This is a genomic window from Pseudomonas sp. B21-036 (genome assembly GCF_024748925.1).
Taxonomy (GTDB): Bacteria; Pseudomonadota; Gammaproteobacteria; order Pseudomonadales; family Pseudomonadaceae; genus Aquipseudomonas; species Aquipseudomonas palmensis.
On record NZ_CP087178.1, the window covers coordinates 539,744 to 559,799 of the forward strand.

The 20,056-nt window shown below is 64.3% G+C and carries 20 protein-coding genes and 1 pseudogene; 11 read left to right on the top strand and 10 right to left on the bottom strand.

Annotated elements, in window-relative coordinates:
• Positions 1–18 precede the first annotated feature (18 nt).
• Entirely contained in the window at positions 19–465 is a 447-nt protein-coding gene (azu, locus tag LOY33_RS02440; RefSeq protein WP_043863517.1) for an azurin, read from the top strand.
• 91 nt (positions 466–556) lie between these two features.
• Here azu and nadE read toward each other — a convergent pair whose 3' ends face one another.
• Both nadE and pncB read right to left on the bottom strand, forming a co-directional pair.
• A complete protein-coding gene (gene nadE, locus LOY33_RS02445) occupies positions 557–1,384 on the bottom strand; it encodes an ammonia-dependent NAD(+) synthetase (protein ID WP_258661110.1) in 828 nt (275 codons plus the stop codon).
• A gap of 3 nt (positions 1,385–1,387) precedes the next feature.
• Positions 1,388–2,590: a nicotinate phosphoribosyltransferase gene (gene pncB, locus LOY33_RS02450; protein WP_043863515.1), complete on the bottom strand. Its 1,203-nt coding sequence runs from the start codon at positions 2,588–2,590 to the stop codon at positions 1,388–1,390.
• A gap of 458 nt (positions 2,591–3,048) precedes the next feature.
• Here pncB and LOY33_RS02455 point away from each other — a divergent pair, with 458 nt between their 5' ends.
• The 6 genes from LOY33_RS02455 to LOY33_RS02480 all read left to right on the top strand — a co-directional run bounded on the left by LOY33_RS02455 (position 3,049) and on the right by LOY33_RS02480 (position 9,702).
• Entirely contained in the window at positions 3,049–4,185 is a 1,137-nt protein-coding gene (locus tag LOY33_RS02455) for a branched-chain amino acid ABC transporter substrate-binding protein (RefSeq protein WP_043863514.1), read from the top strand.
• 162 nt (positions 4,186–4,347) lie between these two features.
• Positions 4,348–5,262, top strand: coding sequence for an ABC transporter permease subunit (locus tag LOY33_RS02460; RefSeq protein ID WP_043863513.1), 915 nt, complete (start codon positions 4,348–4,350; stop codon positions 5,260–5,262).
• Between the two features lie 2 nt (positions 5,263–5,264).
• A complete protein-coding gene (livM, locus tag LOY33_RS02465) occupies positions 5,265–6,548 on the top strand; it encodes a high-affinity branched-chain amino acid ABC transporter permease LivM (protein WP_043863512.1) in 1,284 nt (427 codons plus the stop codon).
• The gene (locus LOY33_RS02470) at positions 6,545–7,420 is read left to right on the top strand and encodes an ATP-binding cassette domain-containing protein (RefSeq protein WP_054916169.1); all 876 of its coding nucleotides are present in this window, start codon (positions 6,545–6,547) and stop codon (positions 7,418–7,420) included. The genes livM and LOY33_RS02470 overlap by 4 nt, the downstream gene beginning before the upstream one ends.
• Positions 7,417–8,133 carry an ABC transporter ATP-binding protein gene (locus LOY33_RS02475; protein WP_043863511.1) on the top strand — a complete coding sequence of 239 codons (717 nt, stop codon included), beginning with the start codon at positions 7,417–7,419 and terminating at the stop codon, positions 8,131–8,133. The genes LOY33_RS02470 and LOY33_RS02475 overlap by 4 nt, the downstream gene beginning before the upstream one ends.
• Positions 8,134–8,937: 804 nt before the next feature.
• Positions 8,938–9,702: an SDR family oxidoreductase gene (locus LOY33_RS02480; protein ID WP_043863510.1), complete on the top strand. Its 765-nt coding sequence runs from the start codon at positions 8,938–8,940 to the stop codon at positions 9,700–9,702.
• Positions 9,703–9,768: 66 nt separating this feature from the next.
• Here the strand turns inward: LOY33_RS02480 and LOY33_RS02485 are convergent, their stop codons facing one another.
• The 3 genes and pseudogenes from LOY33_RS02485 to LOY33_RS02495 form a co-directional block, all read right to left on the bottom strand.
• On the bottom strand, positions 9,769–10,878 hold the full coding sequence (locus LOY33_RS02485) for an AGE family epimerase/isomerase (RefSeq protein ID WP_043863509.1): 1,110 nt from the start codon (positions 10,876–10,878) through the stop codon (positions 9,769–9,771).
• Between the two features lie 90 nt (positions 10,879–10,968).
• Positions 10,969–11,601: a TetR family transcriptional regulator gene (locus tag LOY33_RS02490; protein WP_043863508.1), complete on the bottom strand. Its 633-nt coding sequence runs from the start codon at positions 11,599–11,601 to the stop codon at positions 10,969–10,971.
• 112 nt (positions 11,602–11,713) lie between these two features.
• Positions 11,714–11,989, bottom strand: a pseudogene (locus LOY33_RS02495) (phage infection protein); the annotation flags it as partial.
• Positions 11,990–12,166: 177 nt separating this feature from the next.
• Between LOY33_RS02495 and LOY33_RS02500 the strand changes: the two are divergent.
• Positions 12,167–14,239: an AsmA family protein gene (locus LOY33_RS02500; protein WP_043863507.1), complete on the top strand. Its 2,073-nt coding sequence runs from the start codon at positions 12,167–12,169 to the stop codon at positions 14,237–14,239.
• Positions 14,240–14,324: 85 nt separating this feature from the next.
• Here the strand turns inward: LOY33_RS02500 and LOY33_RS02505 are convergent, their stop codons facing one another.
• Together LOY33_RS02505 and osmE are read right to left on the bottom strand one after the other, a co-directional pair.
• Positions 14,325–14,855 carry a bacterioferritin gene (locus LOY33_RS02505; RefSeq protein ID WP_043863506.1) on the bottom strand — a complete coding sequence of 177 codons (531 nt, stop codon included), beginning with the start codon at positions 14,853–14,855 and terminating at the stop codon, positions 14,325–14,327.
• 85 nt (positions 14,856–14,940) lie between these two features.
• Positions 14,941–15,285: an osmotically-inducible lipoprotein OsmE gene (gene osmE / locus LOY33_RS02510; protein WP_043863505.1), complete on the bottom strand. Its 345-nt coding sequence runs from the start codon at positions 15,283–15,285 to the stop codon at positions 14,941–14,943.
• Between the two features lie 134 nt (positions 15,286–15,419).
• Here osmE and LOY33_RS02515 point away from each other — a divergent pair, with 134 nt between their 5' ends.
• Complete coding sequence (locus tag LOY33_RS02515) at positions 15,420–16,310, top strand: triacylglycerol lipase (RefSeq protein WP_258661121.1); 891 nt, start codon at positions 15,420–15,422, stop codon at positions 16,308–16,310.
• Here LOY33_RS02515 and LOY33_RS02520 read toward each other — a convergent pair.
• A complete protein-coding gene (locus LOY33_RS02520) occupies positions 16,270–17,181 on the bottom strand; it encodes a DMT family transporter (RefSeq protein ID WP_258661124.1) in 912 nt (303 codons plus the stop codon). The two genes, LOY33_RS02515 and LOY33_RS02520, sit on opposite strands and share 41 nt — an antisense overlap.
• Positions 17,182–17,294: 113 nt before the next feature.
• Between LOY33_RS02520 and LOY33_RS02525 the strand changes: the two genes are divergently transcribed.
• Together LOY33_RS02525 and LOY33_RS02530 are read left to right on the top strand one after the other, a co-directional pair.
• Positions 17,295–18,080 carry a helix-turn-helix domain-containing protein gene (locus LOY33_RS02525; RefSeq protein ID WP_043863502.1) on the top strand — a complete coding sequence of 262 codons (786 nt, stop codon included), beginning with the start codon at positions 17,295–17,297 and terminating at the stop codon, positions 18,078–18,080.
• 75 nt (positions 18,081–18,155) lie between these two features.
• Positions 18,156–18,440 (top strand): PsiF family protein, encoded by a 285-nt coding sequence (locus LOY33_RS02530; protein ID WP_043863501.1) that lies wholly within the window; start codon positions 18,156–18,158, stop codon positions 18,438–18,440.
• A 14-nt stretch (positions 18,441–18,454) separates the two neighbouring features.
• Here the strand turns inward: LOY33_RS02530 and LOY33_RS02535 are convergent, their stop codons facing one another.
• Both LOY33_RS02535 and LOY33_RS02540 read right to left on the bottom strand, forming a co-directional pair.
• Positions 18,455–19,399 carry a hypothetical protein gene (locus LOY33_RS02535; protein ID WP_258661126.1) on the bottom strand — a complete coding sequence of 315 codons (945 nt, stop codon included), beginning with the start codon at positions 19,397–19,399 and terminating at the stop codon, positions 18,455–18,457.
• Positions 19,392–19,943 (bottom strand): hypothetical protein, encoded by a 552-nt coding sequence (locus tag LOY33_RS02540; RefSeq protein ID WP_043863499.1) that lies wholly within the window; start codon positions 19,941–19,943, stop codon positions 19,392–19,394. The genes LOY33_RS02535 and LOY33_RS02540 overlap by 8 nt, the downstream gene beginning before the upstream one ends.
• Positions 19,944–20,056: the final 113 nt, after the last annotated feature.

The window sequence follows — 20,056 nt, forward strand, 5'->3', positions numbered from 1 at the left end:
CTGCCAAGGAGATTCACGATGTTTGCCAAAGCTGTTGCGGTATCCCTGCTGACCCTCGCCAGTGCCCAGGTCTTCGCTGCCGATTGCAAGGTCACGGTCGATTCCACCGACCAGATGTCCTTCAACACCAAGGCCATTGAGATCGACAAGAGCTGCAAGACTTTCACCGTCGAATTGACCCACTCGGGCAACCTGCCGAAGAACGTCATGGGCCACAACCTGGTGATCAGCAAAGAAGCTGACATGCAGCCAATCGCCACCGACGGCCTGAGCGCCGGTATCGACAAGGATTACCTGAAGGAAGGTGATGACCGCGTGATCGCCCACACCAAGGTGATCGGTGCTGGTGAGAAGGACTCGGTGACCTTCGATGTTTCCAAGCTCAAGGCTGACGAGAAGTACGGCTTCTTCTGCTCGTTCCCTGGCCACATCTCGATGATGAAAGGCACTGTTACCCTGAAGTAACCTTGCCTGGTCTGGCCTCTTCGCCGGCAAGGCCGGCTCCTACCGGGTTTCGTGGATACCCGTAGGAGCCGGCCTTGCCGGCGAAGTCGTTTCAAGGGGCGAATGGCATCTCGCGCTTGTGATGCGTCTTCTCGTACGTGCGCCTGATGATCTCGAACGCTTCCTCGCTCACTGCCTCGCCGTGCAGAAACGCATCGATCTGCGCATAGGTCACCCCATGCGATGCCTCGTCCGGCTTGCCCGGCGCCAGGTCTTCCAAGTCGGCGGTCGGCACCTTCTCCACCAGTGATTCCGGCGCGCCAAAGCTGCGTGCGATGTCGCGCACCTGATGTTTCACCAGCCCGCTCAACGGCGCCAGGTCGCAGGCCCCGTCACCGAACTTGGTAAAGAACCCCATCACCGCCTCGGCCGCGTGATCCGTGCCGATCACCAGCCCGCCACGTGCCCCGGCAATGGTGTACTGCGCCACCATGCGCATGCGCGCCTTGGTGTTGCCCACCACGAAATCCACCAGCGCCGGCTTGCCGTCCCTGAGCGCCTCGACCTCGGCCGCCAGCGCCTGCACCGCCGGCGCGATGTTCACCGTATGGCATTCGTCGGGCTGGATGAAATCGATGCACGCCTGGGCGTCATGCTCGTCATGCTGCACCTGGTACGGCAGGCGTACGGCGATGAAGCGGTAATGCACATCGCCCGTCTGTTCGCGCAGCTCGTTGATCGCGCGCTGGGCGAGCAGGGCGCCGGTCAGCGAGTCGACACCACCGCTGATGCCCAGCACCAGGGTCTTGAGCCCGGCGTTCTTCAGGCATTGCTGGATGAAGGCCACGCGCCGGACCTTCTCGGCCTCGAGCGCGGCCGCGTCGGCGAACGGCGGCTGAACCTTGAGCTGCTGCGCAATCTCTCGCTGGACGGCTTGCATGGGTTACTCCTTGGGCACTTTGAATACGTGGCGCAGGTAGGCGACGAAGTTGGCGTCGCGGCATTGGGTCTTGGCCGCTTCATCGGAAATCTTCGCCACCGGCTGGCCGTTGCAGTCGGTCATTTTAAGTACGATGCTCATCGGCGCCACCCCGGGAATGTCACAGGTGAGGTTGGTGCCGATGCCGAAGCTGACATTGATGCGCCCGCGCAAGGCGCGGAATATCTCCAGGGTCTTGGTCAGGTTCAGCCCGTCCGAGAACACCAGCGTCTTGGTCATCGGGTCGATCCCCAGCTTGCGGTAATGCGCGATGGCCTTCTCTGCCCATTGCACCGGATCGCCGGAGTCATGGCGCAGGCCGTCGAAGAGCTTGGCGAAGTACAGGTCGAAGTCGCCGAGGAATGCATCCATGGTGATGCAGTCGGTCAGTGCTATTCCCAACAGCCCGCGGTACTCGCGCACCCAGCAGTCCAGGGCGGCTATCTGGCTGTCGATCAGCCGCGGGCCGAGCTGCTGGTGGGCCATGATCCACTCGTGGGCCATGGTGCCCAGCGGTTTGATATCCAGTTTGCGTGCCAGGTGCACGTTGCTGGTGCCCACGAAGCGCGCCGGGAACTCCGCCGTCAGCACCTTCACCACCTGTTCCTGGACCTTGTAGGAGAAGCGTCGGCGGGTGCCGAAGTCGGCCACCTGCAGTTCGGCCAGCTCCTCGCTGCTGGCGTTGGCGCGCAGCCAGTCGAACTTGCGGTACAGCTGGTCGCGTGCATCCACCAGCTTGATCTGTGGATAACGGTGCTGGTTGCGCACCTCGCTGATGATCGCCAGCAGCGGCACCTCGAACAGGATCACGTGCAGCCACGGACCGTGCAGGCGCAATACCAGTTCATCGTGCTCGATGGCCAGGTGCAGGTAGCGCAGGTTGAAGCGAAACAGCCCCAGAAAGCGCAGGAAGTCCGGCTTCATGAAGCTGATCTGCTCCAGGAAGCCCAACTGCTCGGCACTGATGCTCAGCTCGCTGAGGCGCTCGATCTGTGCGCGGATCTGCGCCAGATAGGGGCGCAGGTCTTCGCCGTTTCGGCAGCGGAACTCCCACTCCACATCCACGTTGGGGTAGTTGTGCAGCACCGCCTGCATCATCGTCAGCTTGTAGAAATCGGTATCGAGCAGGCTCTGCACGATGCGGTTGGCGAAGGCACTTTCGCTCATAAAGGACTCCAGGTCGGGCGTGCGCCCATCCGGGGCCGCCAATGCAGCCCATTGTGCCAGTCTTTTTGCCGCTGAGGCCGGCGCCGACGGGGTAATTCGGTAGCAGGCTATGGGTAGCGGCGGTTTTCGCATTGGCCAGCTAGCCTCTTATGGTGCCCGCTGTAGCAGATGCGCACCAAGGATGTGCAGTTCGGTTACGTATCTTGTTACAGGCTGGTTGCACGTAAACACAGGTCAGGGTTGCAATGATGGCACTCAAGGGTTGCGCTTCAAGTGGTTCGTGGGTGGCGCCAGGTGCAGGGCAGGAGGTTGCACGGCCCGTGGAAAAGGCGCGAAAGCGGCGCCTGCCGAACCTGATCGCGAGTTTTTACAGAATAAAAATCCAATGGCACGGCCCTTGCTCATCGCAATTGCTGAACGTTGTAGTGCCAACCAAAAAAACTCAGGAGCACCACCTCATGTCGCAGACGTTTTACAAGAAAGGCTTTCTGGCCCTCGCCGTTGCCACGGCGATGGGCGTGTCTTCGTATGTACAGGCCGACGTCAAGATCGGTGTAGCGGGCCCGATGACCGGTGCCAACGCGGCGTTTGGCGAGCAATACATGAAAGGTGCGCAGGCGGCCACCGACAAGATCAATGCCGCGGGCGGCATCAACGGCGAGAAGATCGTGCTGGTCAAGGGCGACGATGCCTGCGAGCCCAAGCAGGCGGTGGCCGTGGCCAACCGCCTGGTCGACCAGGACAAGGTCATCGGCGTGGTCGGGCACTTCTGCTCGTCCAACACCATCCCGGCGTCGGAGGTGTACGACGAGGCCGGGGTCATCGCCATCACCCCCGGCTCGACCAACCCGCAGGTCACCGAACGTGGCCTGAGCGCCATGTTCCGCATGTGCGGGCGCGACGATCAGCAGGGCATCGTGGCCGGCGACTACATCGTCGATGTGCTCAAGGGCAAGAAGGTTGCCGTGCTGCACGACAAGGACACCTATGGCCAGGGCCTGGCCGACGCCACCAAGGCGCAGTTGACCAAGCGCGGCGTCACCCCGGTGCTGTACGAGGGCCTGACCCGTGGCGAGAAGGACTTCAGCGCCGTGGTCACCAAGATCCGCTCCACCGGTGCCGACGTGGTCTACTTCGGCGGCCTGCACCCCGAAGCCGGCCCGCTGGTACGCCAGTTGCGCGAGCAGGGGCTCAAGGACGTCAAGTTCATGTCCGACGACGGCATCGTCACCGACGAACTGGTGTCGACCGCCGGCGGCAAGCAGTACGTCGATGGCGTGTACATGACCTTTGGCGCCGACCCGCGCCTGCTGCCCGACAGCAAGGCGGTGGTGGACGAGTTCCGCAAGGCCGGTACCGAGCCCGAAGGCTACACCCTGTACGCCTACGCCTCGATCCAGGCCCTGGCCGCCGCGTTCAACGGTTCCAAGTCGAACAAGGGTGAAGACGCTGCCAAGTGGCTCAAGGCCAACCCGGTGCAGACCGTGATGGGCGAGAAGAAGTGGGACGCCAAGGGTGACCTGACCGTGTCCGACTACGTGGTCTACCAGTGGGACAAGGACGGCAAGTATCACCAACTGGAAAAACAAAAATAACAACGGCCGGCACCCCGGGCACTCGCTGCCCGGGGCGCGCCCCGGTTTTTGCCGTACCTGTCTTTTCTCGTAGATCTGCACAACCCGGCGCCGCTTGTACCGCCTCAACGGCGGTGCAACGTGGTCGGCGCTTGTGCAATCTCAAATACGTGAGATTGCGTTATGGATGGTATTTTCCTGCAGCAACTGATCAATGGTCTGACCCTGGGGTCGGTCTATGGTCTGATCGCCATCGGCTACACAATGGTCTATGGCATCATCGGCATGATCAACTTCGCGCACGGCGAGGTGTACATGATTTCCGCCTACCTGGCGGCTATCAGCCTGGCATTGCTGGCGTATTTCGGTATCGAGTCCTTTCCCCTGCTGATGCTCGGGACGCTGATCTTCACGGTGGTGGTCACCGGCGTGTATGGCTGGACCATCGAACGCATCGCCTACAAACCCCTGCGCAACTCCACCCGGCTGGCACCGCTGATCAGTGCCATCGGCATTTCGCTGATCCTGCAGAACTACGCGCAGATCAGCCAGGGCGCCCGCCAACAGGGCGTGCCGACCCTGCTCGAAGGCGCCTGGCGCCTTGAAGTGGGCACCGGCTTCGTGCAACTGACCTACACCAAGATCTTCATCCTGGTGGCAGCCTTCGTCGGCATGGCCGCGCTCACCTACATCATCAAGTTCACCAAGCTGGGGCGCATGTGCCGGGCCACCCAGCAGGACCGCAAGATGGCCTCGATTTTGGGCATCAACACCGACCGGGTGATCTCCTACGTGTTCGTCATCGGCGCGGTGATGGCCGCGCTGGCCGGCGTGCTGATCACCATGAACTACGGCACCTTCGACTTCTATGCCGGCTTCATCATCGGCATCAAGGCCTTCACCGCGGCGGTGCTGGGCGGTATCGGCTCGCTGCCGGGCGCGATGCTCGGGGGCATCATCCTGGGGATTTCCGAGTCGCTGTTCTCCGGGCTGATCAACTCCGACTACAAGGACGTGTTCAGCTTCTCGCTGCTGGTACTGATCCTGATCTTCCGTCCCCAAGGCCTGCTGGGTCGCCCACTCGTGGCCAAGGTGTAAGTATGTCTGCTGCCAAAAACGCTTCCATCGATATCAAGCGCAGCCTGGTCGATATGGTTCTCGCCGGGCTGATTTCCCTGATCGTGTTCGGCCCCATCGTCGGCGTGGTGCTCGACGGCTACAGCTTCAACATGCAGCCCGCGCGTGTCGCCTGGCTGGTGGCGGGGGTGATGCTGGGACGCTTCGTGCTCAGCCTGTTCCTGCAGACCAGCAAGGGCCAGGCCATCCTGCAGGGCTTCGAGAGCAGTGGCTCGGGTGTGCATGTGCTGGCGCCGGACTACAAGTCGCGCCTGCGCTGGATCATCCCGGCACTGATCGTGATTGCCATCGTGTTCCCGTTCTTCGCCAACAAGTACCTGCTTACCGTGGTCATCCTCGGGCTGATCTACGTGCTGCTGGGCCTGGGGCTGAACATCGTGGTGGGCCTGGCCGGGCTGCTCGACCTGGGCTACGTGGCGTTCTACGCCATCGGTGCCTATGGCCTGGCGCTGGGCTACCAGTACCTGGGGCTGGGCTTCTGGACGGTGCTGCCGCTGGCGGCGATCGCCGCGGCACTGGCCGGCTGCATACTGGGCTTTCCGGTGCTGAGGATGCACGGGGACTACCTGGCCATCGTGACCCTGGGCTTTGGCGAGATCATCCGCCTGGTGCTCAACAACTGGCTGTCGTTCACCGGCGGGCCCAACGGCATGCCGGTACCGTCGCCGACCTTCATGGGCCTGGAATTCGGGCGCCGGGCCAAGGACGGCGGGGTACCGTTCCACGAGTTCTTCGGCATCGACTACAACCCCAACGTGAAATTCCTGTTCATCTACATCGTGCTGTTCCTGGTGGTGCTGGCGGTGCTGTACATCAAGCACCGGCTCACCCGCATGCCGGTGGGGCGCGCCTGGGAAGCGCTGCGCGAGGACGAGATCGCCTGCCGCTCGATGGGCCTGAACCATGTGCTGGTCAAGCTCTCGGCGTTCACCCTGGGTGCGTCCACCGCAGGCCTGGCCGGGGTGTTCTTCGCCAGCTACCAGGGCTTCGTCAACCCGTCCTCGTTCACCTTCTTCGAGTCGGCGCTGATCCTGGCCATCGTGGTGCTCGGCGGCATGGGCTCGACGGTCGGGGTGGTGATCGCCGCCTTCGTGCTCACCGTGGCGCCGGAGTTGCTGCGCAGCTTCTCCGAGTACCGCGTGCTGCTGTTCGGCGTGCTGATGGTGTTGATGATGATCTGGCGACCGCGTGGGCTGATCCGCATCAGCCGCACCGGTGTGGTCCCGCGTAAAGGAGTGGCGCCATGAGCGACGAAGTGATTCTTTCGGTCGACAACCTGATGATGCAGTTCGGCGGCATCAAGGCGCTCAGCGACGTGAGCCTGAAGGTCCGGCGCAACGCCATCTTCGCGCTTATCGGCCCCAACGGCGCGGGCAAGACCACCGTGTTCAACTGCCTTACCGGGTTCTACAAGGCCAGCGGCGGCAAGATCGAGCTGAACCTGCGCGGCACTCGCACCAATGTCATCCAGCTGCTGGGCGAACGCTTCCAGGCGGCCGACTTCGTGTCGCCCAGAAGCTTTGCCAGCCGCCTGTACTACAAGATGTTCGGCGGCACCCACCTGGTCAACCGGGCGGGGCTGGCGCGTACCTTCCAGAACATTCGCCTGTTCAAGGAAATGTCGGTGGTGGAGAACCTGCTGGTGGCCCAGCACATGTGGGTGAACCGCAACCTGCTGGCTGGGGTGCTCAACACCAAGGCCTACCGTCAGGCCGAGAGCGACGCCCTGGACCATGCCTTCTACTGGCTGGAGGTGGTCGACCTGGTGGACTGCGCCAACCGCCTGGCCGGCGAGCTCTCGTATGGCCAGCAGCGCCGCCTGGAAATTGCCCGGGCCATGTGCACGCGCCCGCAGATCATCTGCCTGGACGAACCCGCCGCCGGCCTCAACCCGCAGGAAACCGAAGCGCTCAGCCGCATGATCCGCGTGCTGCGCGACGAGCATGACCTGACGGTGGTACTGATCGAACATGACATGGGCATGGTAATGAGCATTTCCGACCATATCGTGGTGCTGGACCACGGCAACGTGATCGCCGAGGGCGCGCCGCAGGAGATCCGCAACAACCCGACGGTGATCGCGGCCTACCTGGGCGCCGATGAAGAGGAGCTGGCATGAGCGTACCGATCCTCGAACTGAAGGACCTGGACGTGTTCTACGGCCCGATCCAGGCGCTGAAAAAGGTCTCGATGCACATCGACGAAGGCGAGACGGTAAGCCTGATCGGCTCCAACGGCGCGGGCAAGTCCACGCTGCTGATGTCGATCTTCGGCCAGCCGCGCGCGGCGTCGGGGCAGATCCTCTACCGGGGCACCGATATCACCCACAAGTCGTCCCACTACATCGCCTCCAACGGCATTGCGCAGTCGCCGGAGGGGCGCCGGGTGTTCCCGGACATGTCGGTGGAAGAGAACCTGATGATGGGCACCATCCCGATTGGCGACAAGTTCGCCGGCGAGGACATGCAGCGCATGTTCGAGCTGTTTCCGCGGCTCAAGGAACGGCGCAACCAGCGGGCGATGACCATGTCCGGTGGCGAGCAGCAGATGCTGGCGATTGCCCGGGCGCTGATGAGCCGGCCCAAGTTGCTGTTGCTGGATGAACCGTCGCTGGGGCTGGCGCCGATCGTGGTCAAGCAGATCTTCTCGACCTTGCGCGAGCTGGCCAAGACCGGCATGACCATCTTCCTGGTGGAACAGAACGCCAACCATGCGCTCAAGCTGTCGGACCGCGCCTACGTGATGGTCAACGGGCAGATCCGCATGACCGGCACCGGGCAGGAACTGCTGGTCAACGAGGAGGTGCGCAACGCGTATCTGGGTGGGCACTGACGGCGAACATTAAAGAAGACCCCGGCTTGCCGGGGTTTTTTTTGTGCGTATTACGACCCAATCGCGGGTCGAGCCCGCTCCCACAGGGGCAGCGGTGAACCTTGTGGGAGCGGGCTTGACCCGCGATCGGGCCGCAGATCGGCCTTGCGGCAGATTGTGGAAAAGTTATTTGAAGGTGTGCAGGTAACGCGACACAACGTCGCTCCAGGCACTTGTTTTCAAAGGCATTGAAGTTGTCCCCGATTCGTGTGGAACCGACTGTGGGTAACTTGGTAGTACATGGCTGAAGACCATGTAATACAAGGCTTACAGAGGTGTGGTTGTTTTTTGAGCAGCGGTTTTTCTGACGCTGCAGCGGGCATTTGTCAAGGCTTTTATGGCGAGGTCAATTGCCCCTCATTTCACCTGTGCAGCCTGTGGATAACTCTGTGGGCAAGCACTGGAAAGACTGGCGCAGGCAGCGAGATCAAAGGCCTCGGGCCATCACTGCAGTTATCCTTTTGCATCTCTGGCTGTCGCGTTGTTCAAGGGGCGGCCGCCAGGTCAAGCGAAATACTTCCCACGCCAGGCCGCAGCCCGCTCAAACCGTGGGCCGCAGCCTGTGCAGTTGCCCCCAGTCTGTGTGGAAGGGCCTGTGGATAACGTGCGTACAGCTCGCGCCGGGCCTTGCGGGGCAAGGCTTTCAGGGTTTTGATCGTTTTTTGTACAGTTGATTTTCGGCTTGCTGCGCAGCGCGGTGGCGGGGCATGCTGCACGCCCTGTCGATCAGTTGCCCGTGGGCACGTTTTCCCGAGGAGATTTTTCATGACTTCCACCGTATTCATCACGGGCGCCACCTCCGGTTTTGGCGAAGCCTGCGCACGTCGCTTCGCCGAGGCGGGCTGGTCGCTGGTGCTGACCGGTCGGCGCCAGGAGCGCCTGGAGGCGCTGTGTGCGGAGCTGTCCAAGCAGACCGAAGTGCATGGCCTGGTACTCGATGTGCGTGACCGCAAGGCCATGGAAGCGGCCATCGAAGGCTTGCCGCCGACCTTTGCCAAGCTGCGCGGGCTGATCAACAACGCCGGCCTGGCCCTGGGTGCCGACCCGGCGCCCAAGTGCGACCTGGACGACTGGGAGACCATGGTCGACACCAACATCAAGGGCCTGATGTACAGCACCCGCCTGCTGCTGCCGCGCCTGATCGCCCACGGGCGTGGCGCGACAATCCTCAACGTCGGGTCGGTGGCGGGCAACTATCCATACCCGGGCAGCCATGTGTATGGCGGTACCAAGGCGTTCGTCGGGCAGTTCTCGCTGAGCCTGCGCTGCGACCTGCAGGGCACGGGCGTGCGGGTCAGCAACATCGAGCCGGGGCTGTGCGAGAGCGAGTTCTCGCTGGTGCGCTTCGGGGGTGACAAGGCGCGCTACGACGCCACCTATGCCGGTGCCGAGCCGATCCAGCCGCAGGACATTGCCGAGACCATCTTCTGGATTCTCAACCAGCCGGCGCACATCAACATCAACAGCCTCGAGCTGATGCCGGTGAGCCAGGCGTGGGCGGGGTTCTCGATCGATCGTTCGAAGGCCTGAGTGCACTTTCGCCGGCAAGGCCGGCTCCTGCAACTCATGTAGGAGCCAGCGTTGCTGGCGAAGGCATCAGAGGGCGCGCTGCAACCCTTCCAGGCAGGTCGCCAGGTGGTACGGCGTGGTCGACGGCATATCGTGCCGGCTCACCGCGCCACTGGCGTCGCGGCATTCATGCCAGCCGCCGTCATGCAGAAAGTTCTGCTGCAATGCCTGCAGTTGCGCCAGCACCTTGCCCGCGCTGTCGGGCCGCAGCGCCAACGCACGCAGGTATTCGGCCTGGGCCCAGATGCGCTGGGTGGCGTCACGCACGCTGCCGTCGACATTGAGCATCGCCAGCACCGCACCGTCCTTTACCCCCTGTTGCTCGGCATAGCCGAATGCGCGGCTCAACGAGCCATGCAGCGCGCCGCCGCGCAGCAGCGGTGAGGATTCGAGCAGATAGAACCACTCGAACTGGTGCCCCGGTTCGAACCAGTTATCCACAGCCCCGCGCGGTTTCTCCAGCATCACCCCATGTGCCGGGTCGATGAAGTGCGCCTGCATGGCCTCGGTGAGGTTCACCAGCGCGTCCTGTACCACCGCGTCGTGACGCACCGACAGGGTGGCGAGGAAGGCTTCGGCCAGGTGCATCAGCGGGTTCTGCAACGGCCCGCTGCCCAGCGTCGACCAGTCTTCGGCCAGGCTCGCCTCGTACAGGCCGTGCTCGGTGGCAAAGCGCTCCAGCACCACTTCAAGGGCTGCATTCAAGGTCGACTCGGCCATTGCTTCGTTCACCTTGCCCCAGTAATGCGCGCAGGCGAACACGATGAAGGCGTGGGTGTAGAGGTCCTTGGTGCGGTCCAGCGGGTTGCCCTGGGCGTCGATGCTGTAGAACCAGCCACCGTGCTCGGCGTCGTGAAAGTGGCGTTGCAGGGTACGCAGCAGGGCGGCGGCACGTTCCGCGGCGCCGGGCTGCTCGATGCGGCTGCTGAACAGGTACAGCTGGCGCGCGCAGGCCATGGCACGGTAGCGCTGTACCGGCAGGGGCCGGTGCTGCGGGTCGAGGGCTTCGAATGGCAGGGCCATGTCCGCGTTCCAGCCCGGGCCTTGCCACAGCGGCACGATGCGCTGGGCGAAGTGCTGCTGGACGCTGTCGAGCAGGGCAGGGAGTTCAGGCTGGGCGGTACGAAGGTCGGGCATGGAGAGGCGTCGTCGCGGTGGGCGTTTGTGGCGCATGGTAGCAGGAATTGCGGTTCGGCTTGAGCACCCCTTCGCTGGCAAGCCAAGGGCTCAGCGCAGATCGCCGAGCCCTTGCCAGTACTTGGCCCCGACAAAGATGAAGCGCAACTGCTGGGTGATCTTCGCCTGCGCGCTCAACTGCCCCGGTACCGGCTCGGCCGGCGAGTCGATCAGCTCGGGCAGGGTGGCGAACACGGTCTTGACCACCAGGTCGGCCATCACCCCCAGGGCCGCGTCGTCCAGATGCCGCCAGCGCGGCATGCGTTTGAGGTCCGCCGCCAGGTCCGAGCTGATCCCTTCGCGCAGCTTGGCGATGGCCTGGCGCACCGGCTGCGAGCCACCGTACTGCTCGCGGGCCAGGAACAGGAACTGCGCCCGGTTGGCCGCCACCACATCGAGAAAGATGCGCACCGAAGCATCGGTGATGCCGCCCAGTTCGAATTCGTTGTGGCGCACCAGGCGGATGGTCTGGCGGAAGGTTTCGTCCACCTCGTTGACCAGTGCCAGCCCCAGCTGGTCCAGGTCGCAGAAGTGGCGGTAGAAGCCGGTGGGCACGATGCCGGCGGTCTTGGCTACCTCGCGCAGGCTGATGCTGCCGAAGCCTCGGCCGCTCTCCATCAGGTGGCGGGCGGCATCCAGCAGGGCCTGTCGGGTCTGTAGCTTTTGTTCGGCGCGCGGCAGCATGGCGAGTATCGGTTCACAGTCATACAGCCCTGCACTCTAGGGCCTGGGCCGCAAAAAACAAAGCCCGGTCGATGGACCGGGCTGTGGGCGCGGGCACTGGCGCATGGGCTCAGCTCGCGCGGCTGTTGCGTTCGATCAGACGGTCCGAGCCGCCTTCGGCGATGCGAGTGCTGCGTTCGACAAGGCGGTCGGAACCACCTTCGGCAACGCGGTTGCTGCGCTCGATCAGGCGGTCAGAACCGCCTTCGGCCAGGGTCTTGAGGGGCTGTGCAATGACGCTGTCGCTGTCGCGGGCTTCGGCCGAGAGGTTCTGTTCGGTGGCGGGTACGGCGAAGGCGTTGGCAGCCAGCAGGCTGAGGGCAAAACTGAGCAGCAATGGGCGTTTCATGATCTGGCGCTCCTTGGGAGGGCTGGTAAGTGGGTACGGCGCCAATGCTACGCTTGGGGGTCAGATAAAGAAGTTCATAAAGATAATGGTAACAATCGACGGCATTGATAGTCGGAAGTGTTAAGTGCCCTCAACGGGCATGGCTGTTCGCCATGCTGTCATCAGGAGATTCGTGCAATGACGCGCCCTGCCAAAATTCTCACCTGGACCTTCGCCACTGTGCTGTTGTTGCTGGCGGTCCTGATCATCGTCATCGCCACCTTCGACTGGAACCGCATCAAGCCCACCCTCAACGAAAAGGTCTCCGAGGCCTTGCACCGACCCTTTGCGATCAATGGCGACCTGGCCGTGCGCTGGCAGCGCGATCGCGACGAGGGCGGCTGGCGCGCCTGGGTGCCATGGCCGCGCTTCATCGCCCAGGACCTGACCCTGGGCAACCCCGAGTGGCTCAAGGCGCCGCAGATGGTCGGCCTGCAGCGCGTGGAGTTTCGCCTCTCGCCGCTGCCGCTGCTGGCCCAGCGCATCGTGATCCCGCGCATCGACCTGACCCTGCCGGTGGCCAGCCTCAAGCGCCTGGCCGATGGCCGCGCCAACTGGACCTTCGATTTCGGGCCCAAGGACGAGAACGCCGAGCCGTCCAAATGGGTGCTGGATATCGGCGCCATCGGCTTCGACAAAGGCGAGGTGGCCTTCGACGACCAGACCCTCAAGACCGTGGTGAAGGTGCAGGTCGACCCGCTGGGCAAGCCCATTCCGTTCACCGACATCGTCGGCAAGGCCAGCGCCGACAAGGCGGCGAGCCAGGGTTCGGCGCCCCAGGACTACGCCTTCGGCTTCAAGGTCGACGGCCGCTACAAGGGCCAGCCGTTGAATGGCAGCGGCAAGATCGGCGGGCTGCTGGCACTGCAGGACGCCACGCAGCCGTTTCCGCTGCAGGCTGACGTGCGCATCGCCGACACGCGCGTCGCGGTGGCCGGCACCCTGACCGACCCGCGCAACCTTGGCGCGCTCGACCTGCGCCTGCGCCTGTCGGGCGCAAGCCTGGGCAATCTGTACCCACTGACCGGCGTGACCCTGCCCGACTCGCCGGCCTATTCCACCGACGGCCACCTGATCGCCAAGCTGCACGAGCCGGGCGGGGCGGTGTTCCGCTACGAGGGCTTCAACGGCAAGATCGGCGACAGCGATATCCATGGCGACCTGGCCTTCGTCGCCAGCCAGCCGCGGCCAAAGCTCACCGGCAAGCTGGTGTCCAACCAACTGCTGTTCAAGGATCTTGGCCCGCTGATCGGCGCCGACTCCAACGCCGAACAGAAGGCCCGTGGTGGCGCGAGCAAGCAGCCGGCCGGCAAGGTGCTGCCGGTGGAGGAGTTTCGCACCGAGCGCTGGCGCACCATGGACGCCGACGTGAGCTTCAGCGGCAAGCGCATCGTGCACAGCGAAGAACTGCCCTTCAAGGACCTGGCCGCGCACTTCGTGCTCGATGACGGCGTGCTGCGCCTGGAGCCGCTGAGTTTCGGCGTGGCCGGCGGCAAGCTGGATGCGCAGATCCGCCTGGATGGCCGCGCGGTGCCGATGCAGGGGCGTGCGCGCCTGAGTGCGCGCAACTTCAAGCTCAAGCAGCTGTTCCCCACCTTCGAACCGATGAAGACCAGCTTCGGTGCGCTCAATGGCGATGCCGACATCAGTGGCCGCGGCAACTCGGTGGCGGCCTTGCTGGGCACCTCCAATGGCGACCTGCGGCTGCTGATCAACGACGGCGCGATCAGCCGTGGCCTGATGGAGATCGCCGGGCTCAACGTGGGCAACTACGTGGTGGGCAAGCTGTTTGGCGACAACGAGGTGAAGATCAACTGCGCGGCGGCGGACTTCGGCATCAAGGACGGCCTGGCCAGTACGCGCCTGTTCGTGTTCGACACCGAGAACGCGATCATCTACATCGATGGCACGGCCAACTTCGCCACCGAGCAACTGGACCTGAAGATCAACCCCGAGTCCAAGGGCCTGCGCCTGTTCTCGCTGCGCTCGCCGTTGTACGTGCGCGGGCCGTTCGCCAAGCCGAGTGCAGGCGTGCAGGCGATTCCGCTGGCGTTGCGCGGGGCGGGGATGGTGGCGTTGGGGGTGGCGGTAGCGCCGGCGGCGGCGTTGCTGGCGCTGGTGGCGCCCAGCGGCGGGGACGAGAACCAGTGCACGCCGTTGCTGGAGCAGATGCGTTCGGGCAAGGCGCCCAAGACCGTCAAGGCTGGCTAAACGCATCGCGGGTCAAGCCCGCTCCCGCAAGGATCACCACGGACCCTGTGGGAGCGGGCTTGACCCGCGATGAAGTCGCTGCGGTTTACAGCCCTTTGAGCAGATCCGCCATATCGTCCGCGTGCTCTTCTTCCTGGGCCAGGATGTCTTCGAAGATGCGCCGGGTGGTCGGGTCGCTGTCACCGATGTACTGGATGATCTCGCGGTAGCTGTCGATGGCGATGCGCTCGGCGACCAGGTCTTCGAGCACCATTTCCTTGAGGGTCTTGCCTGCCACGTACTGCGCGTGGGAGTTCTTGCTCAGGTTGTCGGGGTTGAAGTCCGGTTCGCCGCCCAGCTGCACGATGCGCTCGGCCAGCTTGTCGGCGTGCTCCATCTCCTGGTTGGCGTGCTCCAGGAACTCTTCGGCGGCCACGTTGGCCTTGATCCCCTCGGCCATGAAGTAGTGGCGTTTGTAGCGCAGTACGCACACCCACTCGGTGGCCAGCGACTCGTTCAGCAGGCGCAGGATCTTTTCGCGGTCGGCGGTGTAGCCTTCGGTCACCGCACCGTCTTCCACGTGCTGGCGGGCGCGGTGGCGCAGGGTTTGTACATCGGTCAGTTCAACGTTGCTCATCATGTTCTCCAAGCTGAAAACGGGGTTTCACGCTCTGACGGCGCGTCGGGTGCACAGTGTGTGATTGATTGGCGCGCTAAAAGTTTTACGCGCCGGGAAGGGCCTGTTCGTCCTTCTGGCGTTGCTCGCACGTCTTGAAGCCCTTGGCATCCACATGCCCGGTGGCATCGAAACGCACGTAGTAAGCCTGTTGCTTGCCTTCATGGTTTAGCACGTAGTTGTTGCATGTGCCGCCGTGGGGCAGGTCGATGACGGAGGAAGGGCTGCCGCCGATGGCGATCACCTGCTGCATGGTCATGCCGTTGCCCACCTGCTTGACCAGCGGTTGTTCGCGGTAGGTCACGTAGTCCACAGGGTTTTCAGGGCGGTTGCTGCCGCAGCCTACCAGGGTGGCGCTTGCCAGCAGGGCTGCCAGGGCGTGCTTGTACATGGTCTCGCTCCCTTGTGAAGGCCGTCATGGCCTGATAAGGGTTGGAACCGCAGCGCACGCCGGGAGTTCGATTGCAGTTGCCATTGTTGTGCCTGTAGGGTGGTGCGCACTGCCACGGATCGGGAGGGGCCGCCATGTCGCAAGCGCTTGCAACGCGTTATCCACTGGTACTGGTGCCGGGCATGCTCGGCTTCGTGCGCCTGGTGCTGTACCCGTACTGGTTCGGCATTGTCGCGGCCCTGCGCCGGGGCGGGGCTACGGTGTTCCCGGTGCAGGTCTCGCCGATCCACGGCAACGAGGTGCGCGGTGAACAGCTGCTGCGCATCATCGACGACCTGCGCCGCCGCACCGGCGCCGACAAGGTTCACCTGCTGGGCCACAGCCAGGGTGCGCTGACCGCCCGTTATGCGGCGGCCAGGCGCCCGGAATGGGTGGCCTCGGTCACCTCCATCGCGGGCCCCAACCACGGCTCCGAACTGGCCGACTACCTGGACAAGCACTACCCCGGCGATTCCGTCCGCGGGCGCCTTCTCAAACTGGTGCTGCACGGGCTGGCACGGCTGATGGGCTGGCTGGAAACCGGCTGGCGCGGGGCAGGCCTGCCCATCGACGTGCACGCCTCGCACCAGTCGCTGACGTTCGAGGGCGTGGCCCTGTTCAACCAGCGTTATCCACAGGGCCTGCCGATGACCTGGGGTGGCGAGGGGCCCGCGGAGGTCGACGGGGTGCGCTACTACTCATGGTCGGGCACCTTGCAGCCGGGCATCACCGACAGCGGGCGCAACCGCTTCGATGGCAGCAACCGCTTCTGCCGCCTGTTCGCGCGCACCTTCGTGCGTGAACCGGGCCAGTGCGACGGCATGGTCGGGCGGTTCAGCTCGCACCTGGGCCAGGTGATCGGCGACGACTACCCGCTGGATCACCTGGATATCGTCAACCAGTCACTCGGCGCGGTGGGCAAGGGCGCCGACCCGGTGCGGCTGTTTACCGAGCACGCGGCGCGTCTGAAGGCGGCGGGGCTTTGAGACGGCGCAGCGGGGTGGTCCAGCGTTCGGCCAGAATCACCCCGGCCAGGGTCAGCACGCCGCCCACCAGGTGATACGGCGCCAGGCGTTCGTCGAGCACCATTGCCGCAATCACCGCGGTCAGCGCCGGCAGCAGGTTGAAGAACAGCGTGGTGCGGCTGGGCCCCAGGCGCACCACCGCCTGCATCCACACCAGTGGCGCCACGATCGAGGCCAGCACGCAGGCATAGAGCACCAGGCCGATGTTGTCCGCGCTCAGCCCGGCCTTGGGCGAGAACAGGTACAGCGGCAACAGCACCACGATCGCCACCAGCACCTGCAGGTACAGCAGTTGCAGCGGCGGCAGGCGCAGTTGCCACTTTTTCAGCAGGGTGCTGTACACCGCATAGGCCAGGGTGGCGATCAGCATCATCGCGTCTCCCAGGTTCAGGCCGTGGGCCAGCAGCGCGGCCGGGTCGCCGCCGGACACCACCACCAGCACCCCGGCGAACGACACCAGTGCACCCAGCAGCGCGCCGGCGCTCAGGCGCTGGCCCAGGCCGGCGATGGCCAGGGCCAGCGACATCAGCGGCATCAGCGACAGGATGATGCCCATGTTGGTGGCGCTGGTGATGGCGGCGGCAAAGTACGCCAGGCTCTGGTAAACCGCCATGCCCAGCACCCCGAGGATGACGATCTTGCCCAGGTGCGGACGGATCGCCGCGCGGTTGCGCAGCACTGCCCGCAGCAGGAACGGGCTGAGCAGCAGGCCGGCGAGCACCCAGCGGTAGAAGCCGATCTCGGCAGGGAAGATGGCGCCGACGGCCAGCTTGTTGACCACGGTGTTGCCGGCCCAGATCAGAATGGCCAGCAGGGGGAACGCATAATTCATGCAACAGGGACTCTTTGAAGATGACGGCGGTCATTATCCGCCTGTCTGTCTGGATGTTTATACTGCGATCCAGACAACCCGCCCATTGATCCAGACAGCATTCGACCGACAGCATGGCACGCAAATACCTCGACATCCCGCAGCTGGACGCGCTACCGGCACCGGTGTACTTCCGCTATGACGAGTTCGGCGCCGACACCCACAGCGCCGCGCACCGTCACGCCTGGGGCCAGCTCAACTACACCGCCCACGGGGTGATGCAGCTGGAGATCGACGGCCGGCGCTTCTTCTCGCCGCCCAACTACGCGGTATGGGTGCCGCCGGACACCGAGCATGGTTGCTACAACCCCCAGGCCGTGGTTTACCGCTCGGTGTACATCACCCGCGAGCTGAGCCAGAGCCTGCCTGCGCAGCCGTGCAGCCTGGTGATCAGCGACATCCTCAAGGCCATCCTCGGCGATTTTGCCCGGCGCGACGTCAAGGTACCGCGCACCGATGCCGACCAGCGCCTGGCCCAGGTGCTGGTGGACCAGTTGCACTGCGCCCCGGTGCACACCGGCTACCTGCCGTACGCCCAGGGCCCGGGCCTGCGCAGCGTGCTGCAGGCCCTGCAACGCAACCCTGGGGACAACCGTCCGCTGGGCGACTGGGCCGCCAGCGTGCATGTGAGCGAGCGCACCCTGGCCCGCCAGTTCATCCGCGAGCTGGGTATCAGCTTTGGCGAATGGCGCCAGCGCCTGCGGTTTCTGCGGGCCATCGAGGCCCTGGAGGGCGAGCAGAGCATCCAGCAGATCGCCTTCGACCTGGGCTACGGCAGCCCATCGGCTTTTATCGCGATGTTCCAGCGCCAGGCCCAGTGCACCCCGGAGCAGTACCGACGCCAGGCGCGCCGCGGCTGACAGGGGTTTGTAAAAATTCTTGTCTACACTGGTGTCGAGGCTGCGCGGATGGCGTGGCGACCAGGAGAATGCCCCATGAAAATGTTGCGTGTGCCGTTGCTGCTGCTTGGCGTCCTGATGTGTTCGCAGGGGTTCGCCGCCACCGCACAGCAGGAGAAGATGAAGACCTGCAATGCCGACGCCACCTCCCAGGCGCTCAAGGGTGACGCGCGCAAGGCGTTCATGAGCACCTGCCTGAAAAAGGCCGAGCCCGCGACCCAGCAGGAGAAGATGAAGACCTGCAATGCCGACGCCACCACCCAGGCGCTCAAGGGCGACGAGCGCAAGGCGTTCATGAGTACCTGCCTGAAGAAGAAATGAGCCCCCGCTGAGGCTCAGTCGCGTGCCGGCAGGCCCACATACACCAGCCGGTCCACGCCCTCGCCAAAGAAGAACGAGAACGGCCGCCCCAGTGCGTCCATGCGCTGGTTGCACTCGGCGTACAGTTCCCGGGCACGCGCATGGGTCATCTCGGCCATCGGCGCCGATACCAGTGGCGGGCCGATCACGAAGTGCAGGTGAATGTTGTCGGGGTTCAGGTAGTCGAGCCAGTTGCGGGTGCTGAACGCCACCTGCAGGGTGCCGTTATCGACCAGTCGGCGCAGCGCCGCGTCCTCGAACTGCAGGTGCACTGGCACCTGTGCGGCCTGGAAGTCGCGGTTGCGCACGTGCAGCAGGCCCTGACGGCCCGAGCCGAGCTCGCCTGGCCCGGTGGCGAGCATGTAGAACGGCAGTGTCGGAGTCATGCCGGCCTCCAGGGTGCAGAGCATCTGGTCATCGGCCTGCGGCAGCACCTTGAGGTAGGGGTTGCTGTGCGGCGGGGTACCGATGTCCTGGCCAAGGGCAATGTGCAGGTTCTGCGGGGTCAGCACGGTGGTGTCGAAGTGACGCGGCGGCGCGCCGGTGCCCTGGCGCTGGCCGGTCAGCCCCTGGGCCTGGTCGGCGTCGAACCGCAGCTTCATGTTCAGGGTCACCGCATTGCGTGCCGGGATGATGGCTTCGAACACCTCGCGAATCTCGTCCAGCTGCTGTGGGCTCAGTGAGTCGTCCGTCAGGCGCAGGTGCACCACCTTGTCGTTGTACTCGTCCATCTCCATCACCAGGCTGTCGGTGGGGATGTGGTGCGCGGCCAGCAGCGCGAAGATCGATTCGCGGTAGCTGTAATGCACGTCCCGGCTGTAGTACAGGTCGCCCACCGGTGCCTGGAAGTGCAGCACCAGAAAGTCCTTGTCACAGCCTGTGAGCAACAGCGCGAGCGCGCACAGCAGTACCTTACGCATGGGGTTCCTTGGCCGTGTCGGCGTGTTCCTGCAGCGGCAGCAGGCGAGGCTGCCACAGGCGCAGGGTTTCGATGAGGGTGGGCCGACCATTGACGCTAAGAATGATGGCCACGCCCCGGCTGAACATCACCTCCACCTCGTTGTGCGGGTCGGTCTTTTCCTCGATGTCCTCCAGCGGCATGTGCACCGCGATGCCCTGGATGCGGTGGTGTATTTCGCCGAAGTGCTGCAGCGAGTAGCCCCAGGTGTCCAGCGGGCCTTGCAGGCGGTACACCGCGGCGCGCTTGCCGGTGACGTGGGCCAGTTTCTTCCAGGGCAGGTCGGTGGTGCCGACCAGCTTGCGCAGCATGTAGGCCGGGCCGCCGAGAAACGCCAGGGCCTCGCGCTCGCCGTCGTTCAGCTGGCGTATCGGGGTGGCGCGGCGCAGGTACCTGACGCGGTTGAGCCAGGTCATGAAGAACGTCCAGAAGATCGGCGTGATGCGCCAGACAATCAGCACGCAGAGAATCGGCACCAGTATTTCGAGGATATCTTTTTCGCGCATGCGCGCTCCTGCGATTGCGCATGGGCGCGCGGTCATTCCGTGAGGGCGGGCATCATAGAAAGATTGCCCTGGCAACGCCAGCGCGCCGCGCCCCGCGTGCCCCTATGCCTGCT

What these genes read in the sequence shown, in the direction of transcription:
- azu (WP_043863517.1), top strand. Translation starts at nt 19, where the DNA reads ATGTTTGCCAAAGCTGTTGCGGTATCCCTGCTGACCCTCGCCAGTGCC.
- nadE (WP_258661110.1), bottom strand. Translation starts at nt 1,384, where the DNA reads ATGCAAGCCGTCCAGCGAGAGATTGCGCAGCAGCTCAAGGTTCAGCCG.
- pncB (WP_043863515.1), bottom strand. Translation starts at nt 2,590, where the DNA reads ATGAGCGAAAGTGCCTTCGCCAACCGCATCGTGCAGAGCCTGCTCGAT.
- LOY33_RS02455 (WP_043863514.1), top strand. Translation starts at nt 3,049, where the DNA reads ATGTCGCAGACGTTTTACAAGAAAGGCTTTCTGGCCCTCGCCGTTGCC.
- LOY33_RS02460 (WP_043863513.1), top strand. Translation starts at nt 4,348, where the DNA reads ATGGATGGTATTTTCCTGCAGCAACTGATCAATGGTCTGACCCTGGGG.
- livM (WP_043863512.1), top strand. Translation starts at nt 5,265, where the DNA reads ATGTCTGCTGCCAAAAACGCTTCCATCGATATCAAGCGCAGCCTGGTC.
- LOY33_RS02470 (WP_054916169.1), top strand. Translation starts at nt 6,545, where the DNA reads ATGAGCGACGAAGTGATTCTTTCGGTCGACAACCTGATGATGCAGTTC.
- LOY33_RS02475 (WP_043863511.1), top strand. Translation starts at nt 7,417, where the DNA reads ATGAGCGTACCGATCCTCGAACTGAAGGACCTGGACGTGTTCTACGGC.
- LOY33_RS02480 (WP_043863510.1), top strand. Translation starts at nt 8,938, where the DNA reads ATGACTTCCACCGTATTCATCACGGGCGCCACCTCCGGTTTTGGCGAA.
- LOY33_RS02485 (WP_043863509.1), bottom strand. Translation starts at nt 10,878, where the DNA reads ATGCCCGACCTTCGTACCGCCCAGCCTGAACTCCCTGCCCTGCTCGAC.
- LOY33_RS02490 (WP_043863508.1), bottom strand. Translation starts at nt 11,601, where the DNA reads ATGCTGCCGCGCGCCGAACAAAAGCTACAGACCCGACAGGCCCTGCTG.
- LOY33_RS02500 (WP_043863507.1), top strand. Translation starts at nt 12,167, where the DNA reads ATGACGCGCCCTGCCAAAATTCTCACCTGGACCTTCGCCACTGTGCTG.
- LOY33_RS02505 (WP_043863506.1), bottom strand. Translation starts at nt 14,855, where the DNA reads ATGAGCAACGTTGAACTGACCGATGTACAAACCCTGCGCCACCGCGCC.
- osmE (WP_043863505.1), bottom strand. Translation starts at nt 15,285, where the DNA reads ATGTACAAGCACGCCCTGGCAGCCCTGCTGGCAAGCGCCACCCTGGTA.
- LOY33_RS02515 (WP_258661121.1), top strand. Translation starts at nt 15,420, where the DNA reads ATGTCGCAAGCGCTTGCAACGCGTTATCCACTGGTACTGGTGCCGGGC.
- LOY33_RS02520 (WP_258661124.1), bottom strand. Translation starts at nt 17,181, where the DNA reads ATGAATTATGCGTTCCCCCTGCTGGCCATTCTGATCTGGGCCGGCAAC.
- LOY33_RS02525 (WP_043863502.1), top strand. Translation starts at nt 17,295, where the DNA reads ATGGCACGCAAATACCTCGACATCCCGCAGCTGGACGCGCTACCGGCA.
- LOY33_RS02530 (WP_043863501.1), top strand. Translation starts at nt 18,156, where the DNA reads ATGAAAATGTTGCGTGTGCCGTTGCTGCTGCTTGGCGTCCTGATGTGT.
- LOY33_RS02535 (WP_258661126.1), bottom strand. Translation starts at nt 19,399, where the DNA reads ATGCGTAAGGTACTGCTGTGCGCGCTCGCGCTGTTGCTCACAGGCTGT.
- LOY33_RS02540 (WP_043863499.1), bottom strand. Translation starts at nt 19,943, where the DNA reads ATGCGCGAAAAAGATATCCTCGAAATACTGGTGCCGATTCTCTGCGTG.